Source organism: Synechocystis sp. PCC 7339 (genome assembly GCF_019924095.1).
Taxonomy (GTDB): Bacteria; Cyanobacteriota; Cyanobacteriia; order Cyanobacteriales; family Microcystaceae; genus Synechocystis.
In genome coordinates this window covers 2,464,022-2,480,614 of the sequence record NZ_CP063659.1, presented here as the reverse complement: position 1 = coordinate 2,480,614, position 16,593 = coordinate 2,464,022, and the positions used below count along the sequence as shown (strand labels likewise).

Below are 16,593 nucleotides of genomic sequence, written 5' to 3'. Positions count from 1 at the left end.
ACGGAGATAATTAACCATGGCCACGTTTGTCGCTCAAGTTAAAGATCGTAAGGGCAAAACCACCAAAGCCAAGGTGGAAGCCATGAGCCCGGAACAGGCTCGCACCATCCTCCGCCAACAATACGCGGCGATCGGTACTATTAAGCCAGCCGGCGGGGAAATCAACCTCGAGTTTCTCGAGAATTTACTTAACAACGTTAGCGTTAAGGACAAAGCGGTTTTCTCCCGTCAATTTTCCGTCATGATCAATGCCGGCGTGGCGATCGTTCGTTGTTTGGGCGTGCTGTCGGAGCAATGTCCTAACCCCAAACTGAAACGGGCATTAACTGGTATTAGTGGCGATGTGCAACAGGGGACCAACCTTTCCGAAGCCATGGCCAAGTATCCCGACTGTTTTGACGATCTCTACGTCAGCATGGTGGAAGCAGGGGAAACTGGGGGGGTTTTGGATGAAGTGCTCAATCGGCTTTCCAAACTCCTGGAAGACATGGCCCGTTTGCAAAACCAGATTAAGTCCGCCATGGCTTACCCGGTGGCGGTGGGCTTCCTGGCAGTGGTGGCTTTTCTGGGTATGACTATATTTCTCATCCCTGTCTTTGCAGGAATTTTTGATGACCTAGGGGGGGAACTGCCTGCTTTAACCGAATTTATGGTTGGCCTAAGTAACTTTTTAAGAAGTCCCATGGCCATTATTCCTGTAATTGTCATTGTGGTTGCTGTTTTTCTGTTCAAAAAATATTACGGAACCTATACCGGGCGGCGCCAGGTGGATGCGGTGATGTTGAAACTGCCTCTGTTTGGCCCCTTGAATGAAAAAACCGCCGTAGCTAGATTTTGCCGCGTGTTTGGTACTCTTACCCGTTCGGGGGTTCCCATCATTCAATCTTTGGAAATTGTTTGTAACACTGTGCCCAATAAAATAATTTCCGATGCGATCTCCGGAGCAATTAGTGAAATCCAACAGGGGGGGATGATGAGTTTGGCTCTGCAACAAAGTAAAGTCTTTCCCTCTTTGGCCATTCAAATGATTAGTATCGGGGAAGAAACAGGGGAACTGGATGCCATGATGATGAAAGTGGCGGACTTCTATGAGGATGAGGTAGAGCAAACGGTTAAAGCGCTGACCAGTATCATCGAGCCAGCCATGATGGTCTTGATTGCCGGTATGGTCGGTACCATTTTGCTTTCCATGTATCTACCCATGTTTGCCATCTTTGATCAGTTGGGTTAATTAGTAATTGAATTGTCACCGCTGTGGTTGCAAAGAGAGCAGGGCGTAACTCAAAAAATATCAGCGCTCTGCCTTCTGCTGATTGCCGGTGACAACCCAGTTTGAGCGATACTTGAAACGCCCCGTCGATCGCCAGCATTACCTTAAGACATCGGCGGTTTTTATTCCCTTTACTGCTAACTATGATGAAGGCTGAAGTCTGAGGAGTTTCCGCAAACGCCTTACTGGAGAGACTTAGGAACTAGCGATGAGACGCAAGAGAAGGGCGACGAAATCAAGCCCTGGGGGGCAGGCTTCCCCTGGGTAAACTTGCAGAGAAGGTTAAACTTAAAGGAAACCTATAACTTTAAACAAATAAGAAAAGCTAATCCCTCATGATATAGCCTTTTTCCGGCTCCCCCCAATGGTGGGGGGTGAGGGGGGTTAATCCGGATTGTCTTCGATTGTTCCAATTTTTCTGGGGTAGCCAAAAAAAATAAGTGAGCCTGGCTACCCACCAGACCCACCAGTTTAACCTCCGCTAAAAATCAAACAATACATAATAACCATTAATACTCAAACCTTTATCAAAATCACTTAACTTCCCTTTATAACTCCAAAGCTCACACCTACAATAACCATCCTTATCCCATGGAAACCTTTTCCATTTACTTAAACTATCTTTAACAAAAACTAAATTACCAATCAATTTAACCTCTAACTTTTTACCATTTGATAAAATCATGTAAACCATGCTAAAATCTCCATTAAATCAAATTACAATTTTTAGGTAGTTTCTAGAATTTAAACTCTAAAAACTACCTATTTTTATTTTACCAATTTTTAAATATCTAAATCCTCCCAAAAACTACTCAATTTATTAATTAATTCAACCTTTTTAAACTTCTTATAATTCTTAACTTTTCCACTACTTAATTTATATAATTCTCTTATCCCTAACTTACTTAATTTCTTCTTATAAATCTTAATCATATCCTCATCATCTAAAAAATACTTAATGCTCTTAACTTCTTCAACTACACTAAAACCAACACTATTTCCACTTAAAACATTATAATTCACACTTTCAACCTTATTTTTACTCTTTCCATAAATACCCCAACTAAAAAACACAAAAATCAAACAAAACAAAAACAAATCTAACATAATCAAAATCCTCAATCAAATTACCCGTTTTCCCTATCATTTCCAAAATTTATATCTTTCTTCGTTGCGTCCTAGTGTCAAGGGTCTAGCTAATCTTGGCGAGTTATTTTTTCTTACTAAATACGGTCGCTGGTTATTTTTCTTGGTGAGGGACGAACTTAGAAAAATTTCAGCTAGCCTATTTAATTAGAAAAAGTTAGAGCCTTAGATTAACTCCCTTGATACGGGTTAAAAATGATACAATAGAAAACAATTTGGATATCCTTCGAGTGCAATAAATCAAGCTGTAAACCAGAAGATCAGCAAAGATTATCGCTAGCAAACCAGTACATACAGACAGCCCTTTCTCTCCTCTCCTTTCTCTCTCTGCAATCCCCCACTAGATTTTTTTTGCCCCAAGAAAAAAACAAAAGCGGGTTCCAAAGAAAATTAACGCATTTTTCCGATCCTTATCTGGGCCAAAAATTGATGAGGTTTAGGCGTAAGAAAAATGCCAACATAAAAAAGACAACCTCAAAAAGGCAAATTTCACTTGTTTAAATTTGCCAAACATTAAACGTCTAACTTGCCCCAATTTTCGACGAATCTGCTAAAATTCTGTCCTGGCAAAAAAAATCGAAATAAATCGAGCTTTGCTCGTCCTTAGCTGTCTTGCCTTCTTGCTTTCCGGTTCCCCCACACGGGGGGTTAGGGGGGTGGGGAGGCAGAAAAAAAAGAAGCGGAGCGCCTCTATAAAGTGCCGGGAACTAAATCTTTCTTGACTTTTATTTTCTTTCCTTTATAATTCCTTTTTATAAACTCAATATTTAAACAACGTATGTATAAACCAAAAGGTGGTCGTGGTTGTCGTGCTCCTTATGAAACAATTCTTATGAGGGTTCCACTGCCCTTAAAACCACAAATAGAAAAAATCATCAAAGATTATAGAAAATCTCTTTTTGACAATGAAAATCAATTAAATTTAGACTTGTAATATCATTATGATTCAACTAAGAGATCGCTTTGTTTTTTCAACTCGTTCTATTATCTATGATACTCATCAGTTAGTTCTTAAAAATTATGCTCCTTTTGATAAACAACGACCTCATCTTATTTCTTTATCAATCAATTCTCAAAATGAGGTAATGATATACTTGACTAATCTTTATGAACAATTATCTGCTTTTAGACAAGCAAAATATGGTGAGTTTATTCAAGTTAGTTGTTATTCTTCTGGCTCTGGATTTTGTCTTAAATCTTATTTTCCTAAAATCAAAGGAATTGATCAATTGATTAAATTAACCTTGTCAAATAACGACACTGGCGTTTTTCCTTTGACTAAGTTAAAACAAGCTTTAATAGAGTTCAAGCTAGAGCGAAAATCATCTTTCTAAGTTTTAATGTATTCTCGTTATCGGGACTGATTGTGACGTTCTGGGCCAAAATTAAGAGGAGTACCAAGATAAAAACAGACCCTAGGCATTAAACAGAGTCGTTCGCCGATCCACAGCCTTCCACCACCAAAGCGTAGAGACAGAAAAATAATAACTAAACTGATGCCAATGGTAAAAATCTTGTGTTTAACGCTCATAATTACTTACCAAAAATTCTGATAGGGTTAAGGGGTCTAATGGGGGGAGCCTTAACCTCCTCCATCGTTAAAACCTTTAAATTGTTAGCCTTTAAAGTCTCGTACAGGTACTTGTCCTGGTAATCTTGGGTAAAACTGATTACCGTCTTTAAATTATTTAACTCAGTGTATAGCCTCCAACTAATAAAAAATGAAACAATTAAAAAGAAAGTCAAAACATAAAGATAAAGAGTTTTGAAACTGAAACTAGACTTAGTTTTCATAATTAAAATCCTCAAAAATGTTTAACTGATTGGACTCCTTACCTGTAAGGGATTGGGGTCTTGTAGGCATTCTTCTGTATCTTTCAATGCCACAGTTGGGACAAAGGAAAATCTTCCAATAAAATCCTAGTCTTTCCTCATAAAAACATTGAACTGTTTTAGTGTTGATTGGGTGCTGGCAATTATGACAATTAAAAATCATTAGCCTAATAACTCCGATAAATCAATAGGTTTGGTTTTCCCTTTGCCATTACGGTGGTGGGGTTTTCTGGCTTCCTCCTTAAGCTTTTCTTCTTGCTTGTGGTGTTCTGTTTCAAAATAAGCCCTTGATAATTCTTGCCAGTTGTCCGGTCTTTCTGTCAATAAGCACTGGTCAAGGGTGCTGATAATGTTTAAATTTTTGCCATCAATAATATCTAACCTGCTAAAAGAATTAAAACAATTAAAAATCTGCTTATCAGCACCGCTTAAAGCTCCTGAAAAAGTATCAATGGCATAGGCAAACCTAGTCTTAATACCATTGGTTCTAGCTTTGGGGTTGTAATACCACTCCTTAAAAGTAGCGGCATCGAAAATGTGAACATTCTTAAACTTTAGCTCAGGTCTTCTCATCTTCTTGTTCCAAAAAGTCATTCCAGAGCAATACCAAAAAAACTGGGTTAATAATCTTAACTGCTTGTCTATTTGCTCGTCAAACTGAGCACAGTAAATTAAATCAACCCCATCTTTCCTTGATTGGGCCAGGTCAGATAATAACTCCTTCGGTGTTTTGGCAAACTCTCTGGCATTAAGAAAAATACCAGCTTCATCTAATAACACAACACTTTCAGGAATCATTAAGTCTTGTAAATTTTCCGGGTTGATAATCCAACTAATTCCCCTACCCTTTTCAATTTGTTCTTTTAAAAAAGGAAGCATAGGTTTAAAAGTAAACTTTTTAGGCTTTCTGCCGATTGCTTTCTTAAAACTGCTTGATAGAACATAAATTAATTTGTGTAACTCATACCTAAAGCTTCCTAAAAAACCGTCAAGATAAGCAGGTAAACAAGCATACCGATATACCTCTTTAACATTTAAGGCAAAATTAGCAACGACTTGCTTTTCTCGCTTGTCAGCATACATTAGCCCATACTTCAGTTGACTATGGGACTTACCAGAGCCAATAGCGCCAAAAATGCCAATGATCGTCATGTTGCTTTAAAGGGAATCAACTTGTAAATCTTGATTATTAAAGCTAAGCCTCCTAGCTCAATAAAAGTGTTTAAAATTGCTCTGATAACTGCCGTTCCCACTAGGGGTACAGCTTCCCCTAAATCACTAGCAATATTACTTAACTTAAGATTTTCAGGGGTAGATGGTAGAACATTAGCCATGGCATCTACTACAGCATTAATTCCGGCATTGATAGCACCGAAAGGATTAGTGATGACTGCCACTAAAAAACTGTAGGTAGTGGCAAATAGTTCTAGTAGGGCTTGGGGCCAAGGCTTAACAGTGACATTAACACTGATGTCTTGCCCATCATTTTCAATGACTGCACTAGCATCTGGTGTGGGTGGTGCGTCCTGAGCACTGGCAACTCCTGTGATTAGTAAAATGATGAAAATAATCACAAAAATTATGATTAGATTCTTTGATAAAACATGAGAGCCACGGCGATTTGTGCCGGAATTTTTACCGCCATGATAATGTCTCTTAGAATGCATAACTGTATATTCTCTCCAAAAAATTCATAGGTGGGACAATCACCACCAGAGCTTCCCCCAGTGGTAGAACCGAGCATATCAAAGGGAAATTTCGTGCTTAACTCATCAATTGCATTAGTTAGAAAAAATGGTTGGTCACTGAAATCAAATTGGGGTATGTCTAAAGTCTCTTCCTCCTGAGCTAATGATGGGGGAGTGATGGTGATAACAATAGTTGCTGCTACTGCTAGAGCTTGAAGAAAAAGTAGATTACTACGGCGATTTCGAGGGGAGTTTTTAGGGAAAGAATAGCGTCTCTTAGGAAACATAGCTCTGTGGTTTGTTCAAAAAAAGTGTAAGTTGGGCAATCTGGTAAACCTTCGGGTAATGGGCCTCCGAGCATATCAAAGGGAAACTTATCTTTAAATCTGTTTTGAGCATTGGTAACAAAAAATTGTCCATCGAATTGTGGTGGTGGTGGTGGGTCAAACTTTTGTAGAAAAGTAAAGATTCTGATGAAAGAGATTCGGGGTTCCTCCGGTTCTTCCGGTTCCTCCGGTTCTTCCGGTTCCTCCGGTTCCTCCGGTTCTTCCGGTTCTTCCGGTTCTTCCGGTTCCTCCGGTTCTTCCGGTTCTTCCGGTTCCTCCGGTTGGTCAGGTGGATCTGGTTGGTCAGGTGGATCTGGTTGGTCAGGCGGATCTGGTTGGTCAGGTGGATCTGGTTGGTCAGGCGGATCTGGTTGGTCAGGTGGATCTGGTTGGTCAGGCGGATCTGGTTGGTCAGGCGGATCTGGTTGGTCAGGTGGATCTGGTTGGTCGGGTGGATCTGGTTGGTCGGGTGGATCTGGTTGGTCGGGTGGATCTGGGCTGGGACTAGGAGCCGGGGGTGTAGTCGGTGATGGAGATGGGCTTGGTTCTATGGGTGGATCTGGAGATTCTGAAGGAGAAGGACTGGGAGCCGGGGTTGTAGTCGGTGACGGTGATGGGCTGGGAGATTCCGATGGAGAAGGACTAGGTGATGGAGAAGGATTAGGATCTGGATTACCAGGAGAGGGCCATGGGTCTGGTTCAGGGTCAGGATTTGGATCTGGAGATTCTGAAGGAGAAGGACTGGGAGCCGGGGTTGTAGTCGGTGACGGTGATGGGCTGGGAGATTCCGATGGAGAAGGACTAGGTGATGGAGAAGGATTAGGATCTGGATTACCAGGAGAGGGCCATGGGTCTGGTTCAGGGTCAGGATTTGGATCTGGCGACTCTGAAGGAGAAGGACTGGGAGCCGGGGTTGTAGTCGGTGACGGTGATGGGCTTGGTTCTATGGGTGGATCTGGAGATTCTGAAGGAGAAGGACTGGGAGCCGGGGTTGTAGTTGGTGATGGATCTGGCTCTGGTTCTATGGGTGGATCTGGAGATTCTGAAGGAGAAGGACTGGGAGCCGGGGTTGTAGTTGGTGATGGATCTGGCTCTGGTTCTTGTGGTGGGTCAGGATTTAGATTAGGCATAGGGTCACCTGCTGGTATTATGCGTACCTCTCCAGTTTCGGGGTCGATAAAAATGCCTGGCACAGGTAATGGTGTACCCGGAGCAAAATTAATAGGTGCTTCTTGTAAAACTCCAACTACATTAAGAACAGGTATTAAATTTGGATCAGATTCATAAGCATCTAATTTGTCTTCAAGTTCACTTTTGCCGTCAGCAGGAACAATGGATACATGATAACTAATTAAATGACAATCCTGAGAGGATCTTAAATAATTACTACAATAGTGAGGATTTCCAGGAGTAAAGAATAAACCTTCACGGCGATTATCAGAAGTAAAACCAACGGAATAGGAGATAGGCCCAACCAACTGCTGTTGCTTGAAATCGTCGAAAGGGCCAGACATGTAATAAAATTGCCAATTATGCCATATCCTACTAGTAATTCTAGAATTAACGTTATAAAGACGGCCATTAACCCTACCAGTAGGAACAGAATCAATTAGAGTATTGGCATCATTTTTTAGTAGAGAATAAGCAACTAAACCACCAGAAGCACCCATCCCAATTAAAGCTAAAGTGGAGCCTGCATTTGAAGTTGCTGCCGTGGTTACACTAGGAGCAATAGCTGGAGCAATACCTGGAGCACATACAGCATTAGCTGCACAAGCGTCAAGTGAAGTAACAAAAGCTTCTGCAGGTTTATTGCTAACTCCAATAAAGATAGAAATAGTCGTTAGAAACAGAATAGAGAAAGAAACAATTCTGTTGGTTAGCTTGCGTCTGTTCTTGTATAAATTCTTCTTAAACTTATTAAAAATAATGGGTAACTTATAAAAAGCAGATTTCATAAGCTACCCTCCTAGTAGTAATTTGCTTGAGCTAATATTGACAATTAACCTTTGGTCGTCATGCGGTTGACTTGCTTAACAGCAATGCGAAAACCCATAGCAGTTAAAACAATAGCGGCAACACCACCAGTAACAGTGCCAATGGCGGTTACAGTGTTACCAACATCTTCAGGGCTAGCCATAGCGGCTCCGGGTAAGGTTAAAGCGCCAATAGCAGCAGCACCGATTAGAATGCGTTTGTCAGTGTCAGTTAAGTGAAGTTTGAAAGATTGCATTGGTTTAATCTCCGGTAAAGAATAGAGCTTAGCTTTCGGCTAAACTTACCCTCCCAACTTCCCGCTAATATTAGATTGTTATTAATTGGCTAGATTTTATAGAAAAAGTAAGCGGCTACAGTGAGGGCTAAGGTGGTGCCAAAAATAACTAAACCGGCGCTGGTTCCCCACTCATAACCAGACTGTAAAGTACTGTTTATTTGTTCTAGGTTAGAGTTAGCTAAAATCATGATAGTTAACCTCTGGTAAAAGACTTAACAACGAAAACAATGACCATTACTCCCATTAGGGCGGTGGCGTACTTTGCTCCCTCAGTGAGAATTTTAGCGGCGGTTTCCTGTCCAAAATTGCTAGGTAAATTTAGATTGGTAGCGTAATAAAATTGATAGCTCATAATCTGTAAACAATTCCTGTGAGAAAAGCTAGACTCCCATGGACTACTACAGCCTTAAAAAGACTGGTAGCTAGATTCCAATGTTCAGCGACACATAGAGTGTCAATTGTGCTGGTAGTTGGTTCAATTGGAGGGTCTTGAGCTAATAACAAAATTCCCGTAAAAATTTGGCTTATATCCATACATATTTCCTAACTAAAATCACTAACCAGGCAGTGGTATACATTGAAAGAAAGGGAGTTGATAAAGTAGCTTCAATGGCTAGCTGTAGGTTTGAAACTGTTTCTATGTAGTTCGTGCAATCCTGATAATACGCATCGGAACATCCGGTAATGATTAGAGACCCGGTGTATAAGCTTAAGCTTGTCCATAGTGTGCGATTCCTCATGGTGTTAAGCGGCAAGCTCTGCCATGTTTAATTGCTCAATGGGATTCATGTCAGCAATGCGTTCCATTTCTTGCCCCTTGGTATCACGGACAGATTTAAACTCTGCTTCATACCAACCGGGGATAAATTGGAGGTTGTTAAAATTCCAATGTTCAAAAGTTTCCTCAATTGCCAGATAGCCATAAGCTTTCCCCTTTTCGCTTAAAGCTTCCATCTCTCCCATGGGGTCAATTAAATAGGTAACAAGCCCTTTCCATTGCTCCATTTTGACCATCTTTGCTCCAATCAAAAGAATCTCCTCTCGTTCGGGAAACTTGATCTTCTTAAGCAAATTGGCTCTGATGGGGATTAGGTTGTAGCCTTTTTCGCCTAACTTTTTCTTTGGAGTGCGTCGGCGCTCAATTTCATAAATTCCGGGTGCTTCCGAAAAATCTTCAATTCTTAGAGCAGAATTTCTGAGATTAATTCTCATGGGTTGATAACCCTTGATAACGCCATCATTGGTTTGTTCAAGGTTCATTACTTGGATAAAACCAGACTTAATGGTTTCCCCTTCGATGACATATTCCTCTTGGGAAGCGCCAATAACTAAATATTTGGAAGTGCTAAGCATAGGGTTGTTCTCGTTGTTCTTGTAGGTAGTTAATCCAGGCTAGATGGTGTTCTTGGAGCCTTTCGCCAGATCGTTCGGCTATGCGGCTAATACTTTTAGTAAATTCAGTCTGTCCGAGACCGAAATACATAACAGCAAAAGTGGGCCCAGCTTGTCGCTCCAACCAATCCAAAGCTCTTTCTAGGGTGGGTTCGTCTCTGGGCTTTCTGAGCCGACATTGGCCAACCTCTTTGACAAATTGTTCCCAAAATCTGTATCTTCTATCTGACTTGTAATCCTTGCTAGGCTTAATAAAATCAAGGGTTCCGGTCAAAAATTTGCCACCGGCACGAATATCTCTTTTTTCGATAATCTCATCGGCACAAAATTCCGCATAATCTCCACGCAGTAATAATTCCCAACGGTCGGCGGGGATACCGTGCATAAATTCAGCATTGTAGAACTTGACAATTTTTTCAGAGCTACCAAAAATACAAGTCCCTATTGGTTCCTCCCCCTTTACAGCTTTGGACTCGATGAATTTAAAACTATCTAAGCCTTTGTAGTGCTTCTTTTCTGCTAGGGTTTGGATCTTTCTTTGGCTGATGCGCCGCTTTTCGTCATCAATGGCAATGTCAATGCGGGTAAGCTTTTTAAGCCTCTCTTTGATAAGCTCTAAGCTCTTTAACTGATCCGTAAACTCCCAGCAAATAGTACCGGGAAACTGTAAATGGCAGTCGATGTAATCATCATGGACGGTAAAGCCTCCCCATAATCCCTTAACTGAGCGAATACGGTTGTTAAACTTCCTGCCAATGGTCACTCCTTCCTGGTCAAAAAAACACTTGTCCCCTTTGACCATGCCCGCTTGTACTTCCTGCAAAAAGCTCTCCAACTGGCGAAACTCTGAAAAACGGGCCATGCCTTGCAGATAGTCAATGCCAATGCTGAGGTGTTTAGGGGCCATAACTGGGTAAAAGAGAATAAACCAATAAAAAATTTCGCGGGCGTGCTAACAGCCCTCTAAAACCGTGAAATCTCAATGCCAGCAACAGTAAAAAAAAAGTCTCATCGCCACAATAGAGACAATGAAACTAGATAACTAAGCCTTATAACCTGACCGCTAATGCCGAGACCAACAGCGTTAGCGCCCCATTTAAGGTCGTTTAACTTACTTTCTCCCGTCTTCTCTATTTCCCCCCCAATCTTCTCGATAACTCCTTTACCCGTGTAATTAAATCATTTGTCTTAGTCATCTGATTATTTAGATTTTCTACTGATTCTTCTAACTCGGTGGCTAATTCTGCTAAATCCTTAGCGGCTATGGCTAGTGTTACCGTACTGGAATTGATTAACGTCTCTAAATAGGTACTGTGCTTCATGTCTGCGGCGTGGGCACCAATGCGGATCATTTCCACGGTGTCGGGCTTGAGACTAAATCCTTTGACAATGCGGGTTTCACCGCTACCTAGCTTTCTGCCTCTTTTAGCCATAGTTCTTGCATCCTTGTAAAGAAATGTAAAACTTCTGTAAATTCTTTATAAAAATTTGACAAGTAGTTTTTTTTTTTTATAATACACTGCGTCGAACATAGCATAAATTTTCCCCTTTTGGCTAGGTTTTCTCTTATGTCTCCTCTTGATATAGATTCCTCTACCCACTACTTCTGCTCTTGTGGTGCTCGTCTTAATTCCCCAGACTTCGATGGGTTATTGTCTGCGGAGCATAATATTCCCTGCTCCTGGTGTAGAGATCATATTTCTATGATTCTTAATGCTTTAGAGATTGATCATCCTATTGATATTGACCAGGTTCTTACCTATGTTGCTAGTCGTTCTCCTGCTTATATTTCTTCTTGTTCTCCTTTGGATACGGTTCGTTTTATTGAATTACTAGGTGAGATTGATTCTTTGTAGTTGCCCTTCCCTACTGACCTCTGAGCTTAGGTTGAGGGGTCACTAGGGACGGAGTAGCTTCCCGTCTCATCGGTTAGGTAATTGATATGACGATTTAAAGGAAAATGGCTTTATAGTTTTATCATTTTATGTCTGATTATTGATTGCCTAGCTACCCAATAAGCTTAAGAATAAACTGTCTTGTATTTATAGGTTTCTGGCTTCTATTGGGATTAATTTAAAGCTAACTTTCTCTTTCCTATTGGAGACAATTTAATAATGAGAATTGCAGGTCTTGACATTTGTAAAGGCTACGCTGTGGCATGGATTCTTGATGAGCTTCCTGCTGATCCTAAGCAGGTATGGAAACAAGGATTTAGGTCACGGTTTAAGAAACCATCTGATGATCCTTATACCTTCTGGTTTTGCCATGATGTTTATCGAACTCAAGATGCTGAAAGGGTTTTAGATGTCCGGGGTATTGATACCTTCCTCAGTTGGGAGGTCGATGCAGTTGCATTAGAACCTACGGGGCTTCACTACTCGATGTTCATTGCTAAGGTTTGTGAATCTCACGGTATTAAGGTTTTCTGGGTTAATCACCATAGCTGTAGAAATTGGCGGCAAACCCACGGACTACCGGATAAGAATGATATTGCTGACGCTTATGCTCTTTGTGCCTATACTCAAACTTTTAAAGACTACTGGCGTTATTTTATCCGCTTTGAGAATGGCTCTATTGCTAAGATTCGAGATTTATATCATCTGAGAAAATTTTGTATAAAGATGTCTGTTAGAGCTTGTAATAGAGTCCAACATCATCTAGCCTTTGATTTCCCTGAATCTGCTTCCCTCTATTCAGATCCTTTAGGTAAAACTCGTCTTGATGGTCGTAGGTCATTGCTTTCAGTAGTTGCTGGTCGTCAACGGGGTACTCGTAGGTCTCCTTGGGTGAATCGTTTGAATAATTCCATTGCGAGGGAATATGGCATAGAGATTTCAGATACTTCGATCTATCTTGCTGGCTTGACTGATGACTTTGATTTAAAAGTTAATGAGATTAATAGCAGGCTCTCTGACCTCGTTCATTCTCCCCAGTTTGCGGGTTATGACCTGGTCTTTGACCGATTTAACTTTGGCGTTCCTCTGCGGGGTATTCTGCTTACTCTGATTTACCCTTTTAGTGAACGTTTTACTAGTCTGCCTGCGTTTAAGCGTCGTATCGGGTTGGCAAGGGTAGAGACACAGTCAGGGACTAGCATCAAAGGTTCTAAGACTGGTTCTAGTTCTTCCATCTGTCGGGCTGAGTTCTACTGCTGGGTTAGTTCGCAGTTCAAGCTTGGTGCTAAGACTCAATACTCTGAGCAGTTGCAAAGGATTAAGGACTATCACGATGAGAAAACGGCCCAGCTCAAGGCAGACCCTGATAAGTTGGCCTTACAGGCGGCCGCTAAATACCAAGCTCGGCTACGGTCTGAGATGTTTAACTCTCTGTCGTCTTCTGGTCTGATGACGGTTAATCAGGTTAAAGCTCTACTCTCAGAGATTGACTGGTCTGCTAAGAAACCTGCTGGTATGGCTAAAAATAATCTGGTGGGTAACTTGGTTATTAACAAGACCGGAGGCTATGCCGCTAAGCTTCTTTACCGTGCTCTAGATGAGGTTAGGGAGACTCTCGACGTTACTGATTAATTCTGGCTTGTAGGGGTCTTTTCTTAGGATCCCTTATTTAGTCTGTAATTTGCTAGCTTAGAATAAAATGATCATAACCAATATCCACGGGCAAATAAGGCATTCCTCTGGTTTCGCCTTTTTATCCATCGACACCAACCTGACAGCATGGAAATAACTGCGGTTCAATCCTCCTACTATGGCGACATGGCTTTCAAAACGCCGCCGCCGGATCTGGAATCCCTTTTGCTTAAAGAGCGCATCGTTTACTTGGGGATGCCGCTTTTCTCCTCCGACGAGGTGAAGCAACAGGTCGGCATTGATGTGACCCAGTTGATTATTGCCCAACTGCTGTATCTCCAATTCGACGATCCCGATAAACCAATCTATTTTTATATCAACTCCACTGGTACTTCCTGGTACACCGGCGATGCGGTGGGTTTTGAAACCGAAGCCTTCGCTATTTGTGACACCCTCAACTACATCAAGCCCCCGGTGCATACCATTTGCATTGGCCAAGCCATGGGCACCGCCGCCATGATCCTTTCTGCCGGCACCAAAGGTTATCGGGCGAGTTTGCCCCACTCCACCATCGTCCTTAACCAAAATCGCACTGGGGCCCAGGGCCAGGCTACGGATATCCAAATTCGCGCCAAGGAAGTAATTTCCAACAAACAGACAATGCTGGAAATTCTTTCCTTTAACACTGGCCAGACCCAGGAAAGGTTAGCCAAAGACATGGACCGGACTTTTTATCTCACCCCCGCCCAAGCTAAGGAGTATGGACTGATTGACCGGGTGCTAGAAAGCCCAGCGGAATTGCCCAAACCAATGGCAGTGATTTAGGCCATTTAAATCTTGCCTAAAGACTCTACCCCTACTGAGCAAATCGGGGCCATTGTCCCCCATCAGCTAAGTTCCGACTTTTGTTGACTATTCAAATCTATTCCCAAATTTAAGCGAAAAAACCCATGCCTATCGGTGTTCCCAGTGTTCCGTTTCGTCTTCCCGGCAGTCAGTATGAACGGTGGATTGATATTTATACTCGACTGAGCCAAGAACGGATTATTTTCCTTGGCCAAGAGGTAAATGACTCGATCGCCAATCGAATTGTGGCTTTTTTGCTATATCTAGATTCCGATGATCCGAGTAAGCCGATTTATCTCTATATCAATTCCCCTGGTGGTTCTGTCACTGCGGGCATGGCCATTTACGACACCATGCAATATATCAAAGCAGAAGTGATTACCATCTGTGTGGGCCTGGCCGCATCCATGGGAGCCTTTTTGTTAGCCTCCGGGGCGCCAGGAAAACGATTAGCCCTGCCCCACGCCCGGATTATGATCCACCAGCCCATGGGAGGTACCGGTCGCCGTCAAGCAACGGATATTGACATTGAAGCGCGGGAAATTCTCCGTATCCGTCAACAGTTGAACGAAATTATGGCGCAACGTACCGGCCAAACCGTGGAAAAGATTGCCAAGGATACTGACCGGGATTATTTTCTCTCAGCGGCGGAAGCCAGAGACTATGGCTTGATCGATAAAGTGATTGAAAACTCCAGCATGGGCAATAACTAATAGCCCAATCATTGTTTCTTGGTAAAACCGTTAGCAAGGTTCTAAGATAACCCCTCCTTCTCCCCACTGCAGTTAAGGCAAACCTGGGGAGATTTTTTCTTCTTGCTCTGAGAATCGATAACAAAATGGAGTCCAGTCAGAACCCTGGGTCAGAGTACGAAACTCCCTCTAGTCTTGGGTTTTGACTGGAGTTAGGGTGTCTAAACAATAATCAATGTTCCAAGTCGGCGATCGCCTTGGGCACTGCACTGGTTAAAACGTCGGGGCCCTGGGCGGTGACCAATACGTCATCCTCAATGCGAATGCCAATGCCGCGCCATTGTTCCGGCACTTCCGGTTGCCCTTCCACAGGTTTTATATCCGGGGCAATGTAAATACCAGGTTCCACGGTGAGCACTTGCCCTGGTTCCAACACTGTCCAGGTATCCTTATCCTGTTTGTAATTGCCCGCATCGTGGACATCAAGACCCAACCAATGGCCTGTGCGATGCATGTAGAAGGGTTTATATTTTTCTTCTTTGATAATTTCTTTCTTATCGCCCGCCAGCAGACCCAAATCCATCAGGCCATCCACAATCACTGACACCGCGGCATCATGGTATTGGTGGTAGGGATTGCCTGCTTGCACTGCGGCGATCGCCGCTTCCTGGGCGTTTAAAACAATTTCATACAGAGTGCGTTGCTCCGGGCTAAATTTGCCGCTGACCGGAAAAGTACGGGTGATGTCACCGTTATAGTAGCCGTAGGAACAGCCGGCATCGATGAGCAGTAAATCCCCATCGGCTAAAGGGCAATCATTGTTGATGTAGTGCAAAATGCAGGCATTTTTACCCGCCGCCACAATGGAGGGATAGGCTGGACCCAAACCCCCTTCCCACCGAAAAATAATTTCTAATTCCGCTTGTACCTGATATTCATAATGGCCAGGTCTGGCAAATTCCATGGCCCGCTGATGGGCGATCGCCGACAGGTCACAGGCCCGCCGCAACAGGGCTAATTCGGTTTCGCTTTTCACTTGCCGCAGAGGGTGCACCAAGCCATGGGAATTGACCAAAGCCTGGGGTCCATAGCCTTGCCGGGGATAGGCGGCCAATTGACGTTGCCAATGGTGAAGAATAGTTTTGTTTAACGCTTCATCTCGACCAAGGTGGTAATGAATTTTATCTGCTTTTTCCAGGTATTTTGGTAAATGCTCATCCAGTTCCCCAATGGGATAGGCAATGTCCGCCCCAAAAGTTGATTGGGCCCCCTCCACACCGTAGCGAATGCCAGTCCAGGTTTCCCTGGCCGGATCCTTGGGTTGCACAAACAAAACAAATTGATGTTCTTCGTGGTGGGGGGCAAAAACGGCGATCGCCTCCGGTTCATTGAAACCCGTTAGGTAGTAAAAATCACTATCCTGACGGAATACATATTCCACATCGTTGTGCATCACCGCCTGGGGGGCGCTGGCAAAAATGGCCGTTCCCTGACCAAGCTTGGCCATCAGGCGATCGCGACGTTGGCGATATTCAGCGGAACTAACAACCGGGTGCATGGGCAAAAGTCATACAGGCTAAAGGGTAATATCCCTATTG

Annotated in this window: 20 protein-coding genes; 7 read left to right on the top strand and 13 right to left on the bottom strand. The window is 42.8% G+C overall.

Annotation, left to right across the window (positions count from 1 at the left end; all coding sequences use genetic code 11):
- The first annotated feature begins 16 nt into the window (after positions 1 to 16).
- Positions 17 to 1,231 (top strand): type II secretion system F family protein, encoded by a 1,215-nt coding sequence (locus IQE94_RS11795; RefSeq protein ID WP_212718538.1) that lies wholly within the window; start codon positions 17 to 19, stop codon positions 1,229 to 1,231.
- A 520-nt stretch (positions 1,232 to 1,751) separates the two neighbouring features.
- On the opposite strand, the gene IQE94_RS11790 is transcribed toward IQE94_RS11795, so the two are convergent.
- The gene (locus IQE94_RS11790; RefSeq protein WP_223342010.1) at positions 1,752 to 1,964 is read right to left on the bottom strand and encodes a hypothetical protein; all 213 of its coding nucleotides are present in this window, start codon (positions 1,962 to 1,964) and stop codon (positions 1,752 to 1,754) included.
- 89 nt (positions 1,965 to 2,053) lie between these two features.
- Positions 2,054 to 2,377, bottom strand: coding sequence for a hypothetical protein (locus tag IQE94_RS11785; RefSeq protein ID WP_223342009.1), 324 nt, complete (start codon positions 2,375 to 2,377; stop codon positions 2,054 to 2,056).
- Between the two features lie 817 nt (positions 2,378 to 3,194).
- Here IQE94_RS11785 and IQE94_RS11780 point away from each other — a divergent pair.
- Positions 3,195 to 3,350 (top strand): hypothetical protein, encoded by a 156-nt coding sequence (locus IQE94_RS11780; protein WP_223342008.1) that lies wholly within the window; start codon positions 3,195 to 3,197, stop codon positions 3,348 to 3,350.
- A 7-nt stretch (positions 3,351 to 3,357) separates the two neighbouring features.
- A complete protein-coding gene (locus IQE94_RS11775; RefSeq protein ID WP_223342007.1) occupies positions 3,358 to 3,750 on the top strand; it encodes a hypothetical protein in 393 nt (130 codons plus the stop codon).
- Positions 3,751 to 3,767: 17 nt separating this feature from the next.
- Here the strand turns inward: IQE94_RS11775 and IQE94_RS11770 are convergent, their stop codons facing one another.
- The 10 genes from IQE94_RS11770 to IQE94_RS11725 all read right to left on the bottom strand — a co-directional run bounded on the left by IQE94_RS11770 (position 3,768) and on the right by IQE94_RS11725 (position 11,363).
- On the bottom strand, positions 3,768 to 3,947 hold the full coding sequence (locus IQE94_RS11770) for a hypothetical protein (RefSeq protein ID WP_223342006.1): 180 nt from the start codon (positions 3,945 to 3,947) through the stop codon (positions 3,768 to 3,770).
- A 464-nt stretch (positions 3,948 to 4,411) separates the two neighbouring features.
- Positions 4,412 to 5,401, bottom strand: coding sequence for a zonular occludens toxin domain-containing protein (locus tag IQE94_RS11765; protein ID WP_223342005.1), 990 nt, complete (start codon positions 5,399 to 5,401; stop codon positions 4,412 to 4,414).
- On the bottom strand, positions 5,398 to 5,916 hold the full coding sequence (locus IQE94_RS11760) for a hypothetical protein (RefSeq protein ID WP_223342004.1): 519 nt from the start codon (positions 5,914 to 5,916) through the stop codon (positions 5,398 to 5,400). The genes IQE94_RS11765 and IQE94_RS11760 overlap by 4 nt, the downstream gene beginning before the upstream one ends.
- A gap of 226 nt (positions 5,917 to 6,142) precedes the next feature.
- Complete coding sequence (locus IQE94_RS11755) at positions 6,143 to 8,221, bottom strand: hypothetical protein (RefSeq protein ID WP_223342003.1); 2,079 nt, start codon at positions 8,219 to 8,221, stop codon at positions 6,143 to 6,145.
- 44 nt (positions 8,222 to 8,265) lie between these two features.
- The gene (locus tag IQE94_RS11750) at positions 8,266 to 8,403 is read right to left on the bottom strand and encodes a hypothetical protein (RefSeq protein ID WP_223342002.1); all 138 of its coding nucleotides are present in this window, start codon (positions 8,401 to 8,403) and stop codon (positions 8,266 to 8,268) included.
- A 182-nt stretch (positions 8,404 to 8,585) separates the two neighbouring features.
- Entirely contained in the window at positions 8,586 to 8,726 is a 141-nt protein-coding gene (locus IQE94_RS11745; RefSeq protein ID WP_223342001.1) for a hypothetical protein, read from the bottom strand.
- Between the two features lie 5 nt (positions 8,727 to 8,731).
- A complete protein-coding gene (locus IQE94_RS11740; protein ID WP_223342000.1) occupies positions 8,732 to 8,890 on the bottom strand; it encodes a hypothetical protein in 159 nt (52 codons plus the stop codon).
- A gap of 392 nt (positions 8,891 to 9,282) precedes the next feature.
- On the bottom strand, positions 9,283 to 9,798 hold the full coding sequence (locus IQE94_RS11735; protein ID WP_223341999.1) for a hypothetical protein: 516 nt from the start codon (positions 9,796 to 9,798) through the stop codon (positions 9,283 to 9,285).
- Positions 9,799 to 9,883: 85 nt separating this feature from the next.
- On the bottom strand, positions 9,884 to 10,837 hold the full coding sequence (locus IQE94_RS11730; protein WP_223341998.1) for a replication initiation factor domain-containing protein: 954 nt from the start codon (positions 10,835 to 10,837) through the stop codon (positions 9,884 to 9,886).
- A 223-nt stretch (positions 10,838 to 11,060) separates the two neighbouring features.
- Positions 11,061 to 11,363 (bottom strand): hypothetical protein, encoded by a 303-nt coding sequence (locus IQE94_RS11725; protein ID WP_223341997.1) that lies wholly within the window; start codon positions 11,361 to 11,363, stop codon positions 11,061 to 11,063.
- Between the two features lie 270 nt (positions 11,364 to 11,633).
- Here IQE94_RS11725 and IQE94_RS11720 point away from each other — a divergent pair, with 270 nt between their 5' ends.
- From IQE94_RS11720 to IQE94_RS11705, 4 genes are all read left to right on the top strand, one after another.
- Entirely contained in the window at positions 11,634 to 11,786 is a 153-nt protein-coding gene (locus tag IQE94_RS11720) for a hypothetical protein (protein ID WP_223341996.1), read from the top strand.
- Positions 11,787 to 12,044: 258 nt separating this feature from the next.
- Entirely contained in the window at positions 12,045 to 13,457 is a 1,413-nt protein-coding gene (locus tag IQE94_RS11715) for a transposase (protein ID WP_223341995.1), read from the top strand.
- Positions 13,458 to 13,604: 147 nt separating this feature from the next.
- Positions 13,605 to 14,282, top strand: a complete 678-nt coding sequence (locus tag IQE94_RS11710) for an ATP-dependent Clp protease proteolytic subunit (RefSeq protein WP_212718531.1) — start codon at positions 13,605 to 13,607, stop codon at positions 14,280 to 14,282.
- A 125-nt stretch (positions 14,283 to 14,407) separates the two neighbouring features.
- On the top strand, positions 14,408 to 15,016 hold the full coding sequence (locus IQE94_RS11705; RefSeq protein WP_028948479.1) for an ATP-dependent Clp protease proteolytic subunit: 609 nt from the start codon (positions 14,408 to 14,410) through the stop codon (positions 15,014 to 15,016).
- Positions 15,017 to 15,227: 211 nt separating this feature from the next.
- On the opposite strand, the gene IQE94_RS11700 is transcribed toward IQE94_RS11705, so the two are convergent.
- Positions 15,228 to 16,553: an aminopeptidase P N-terminal domain-containing protein gene (locus tag IQE94_RS11700; RefSeq protein WP_212718523.1), complete on the bottom strand. Its 1,326-nt coding sequence runs from the start codon at positions 16,551 to 16,553 to the stop codon at positions 15,228 to 15,230.
- Positions 16,554 to 16,593: the final 40 nt, after the last annotated feature.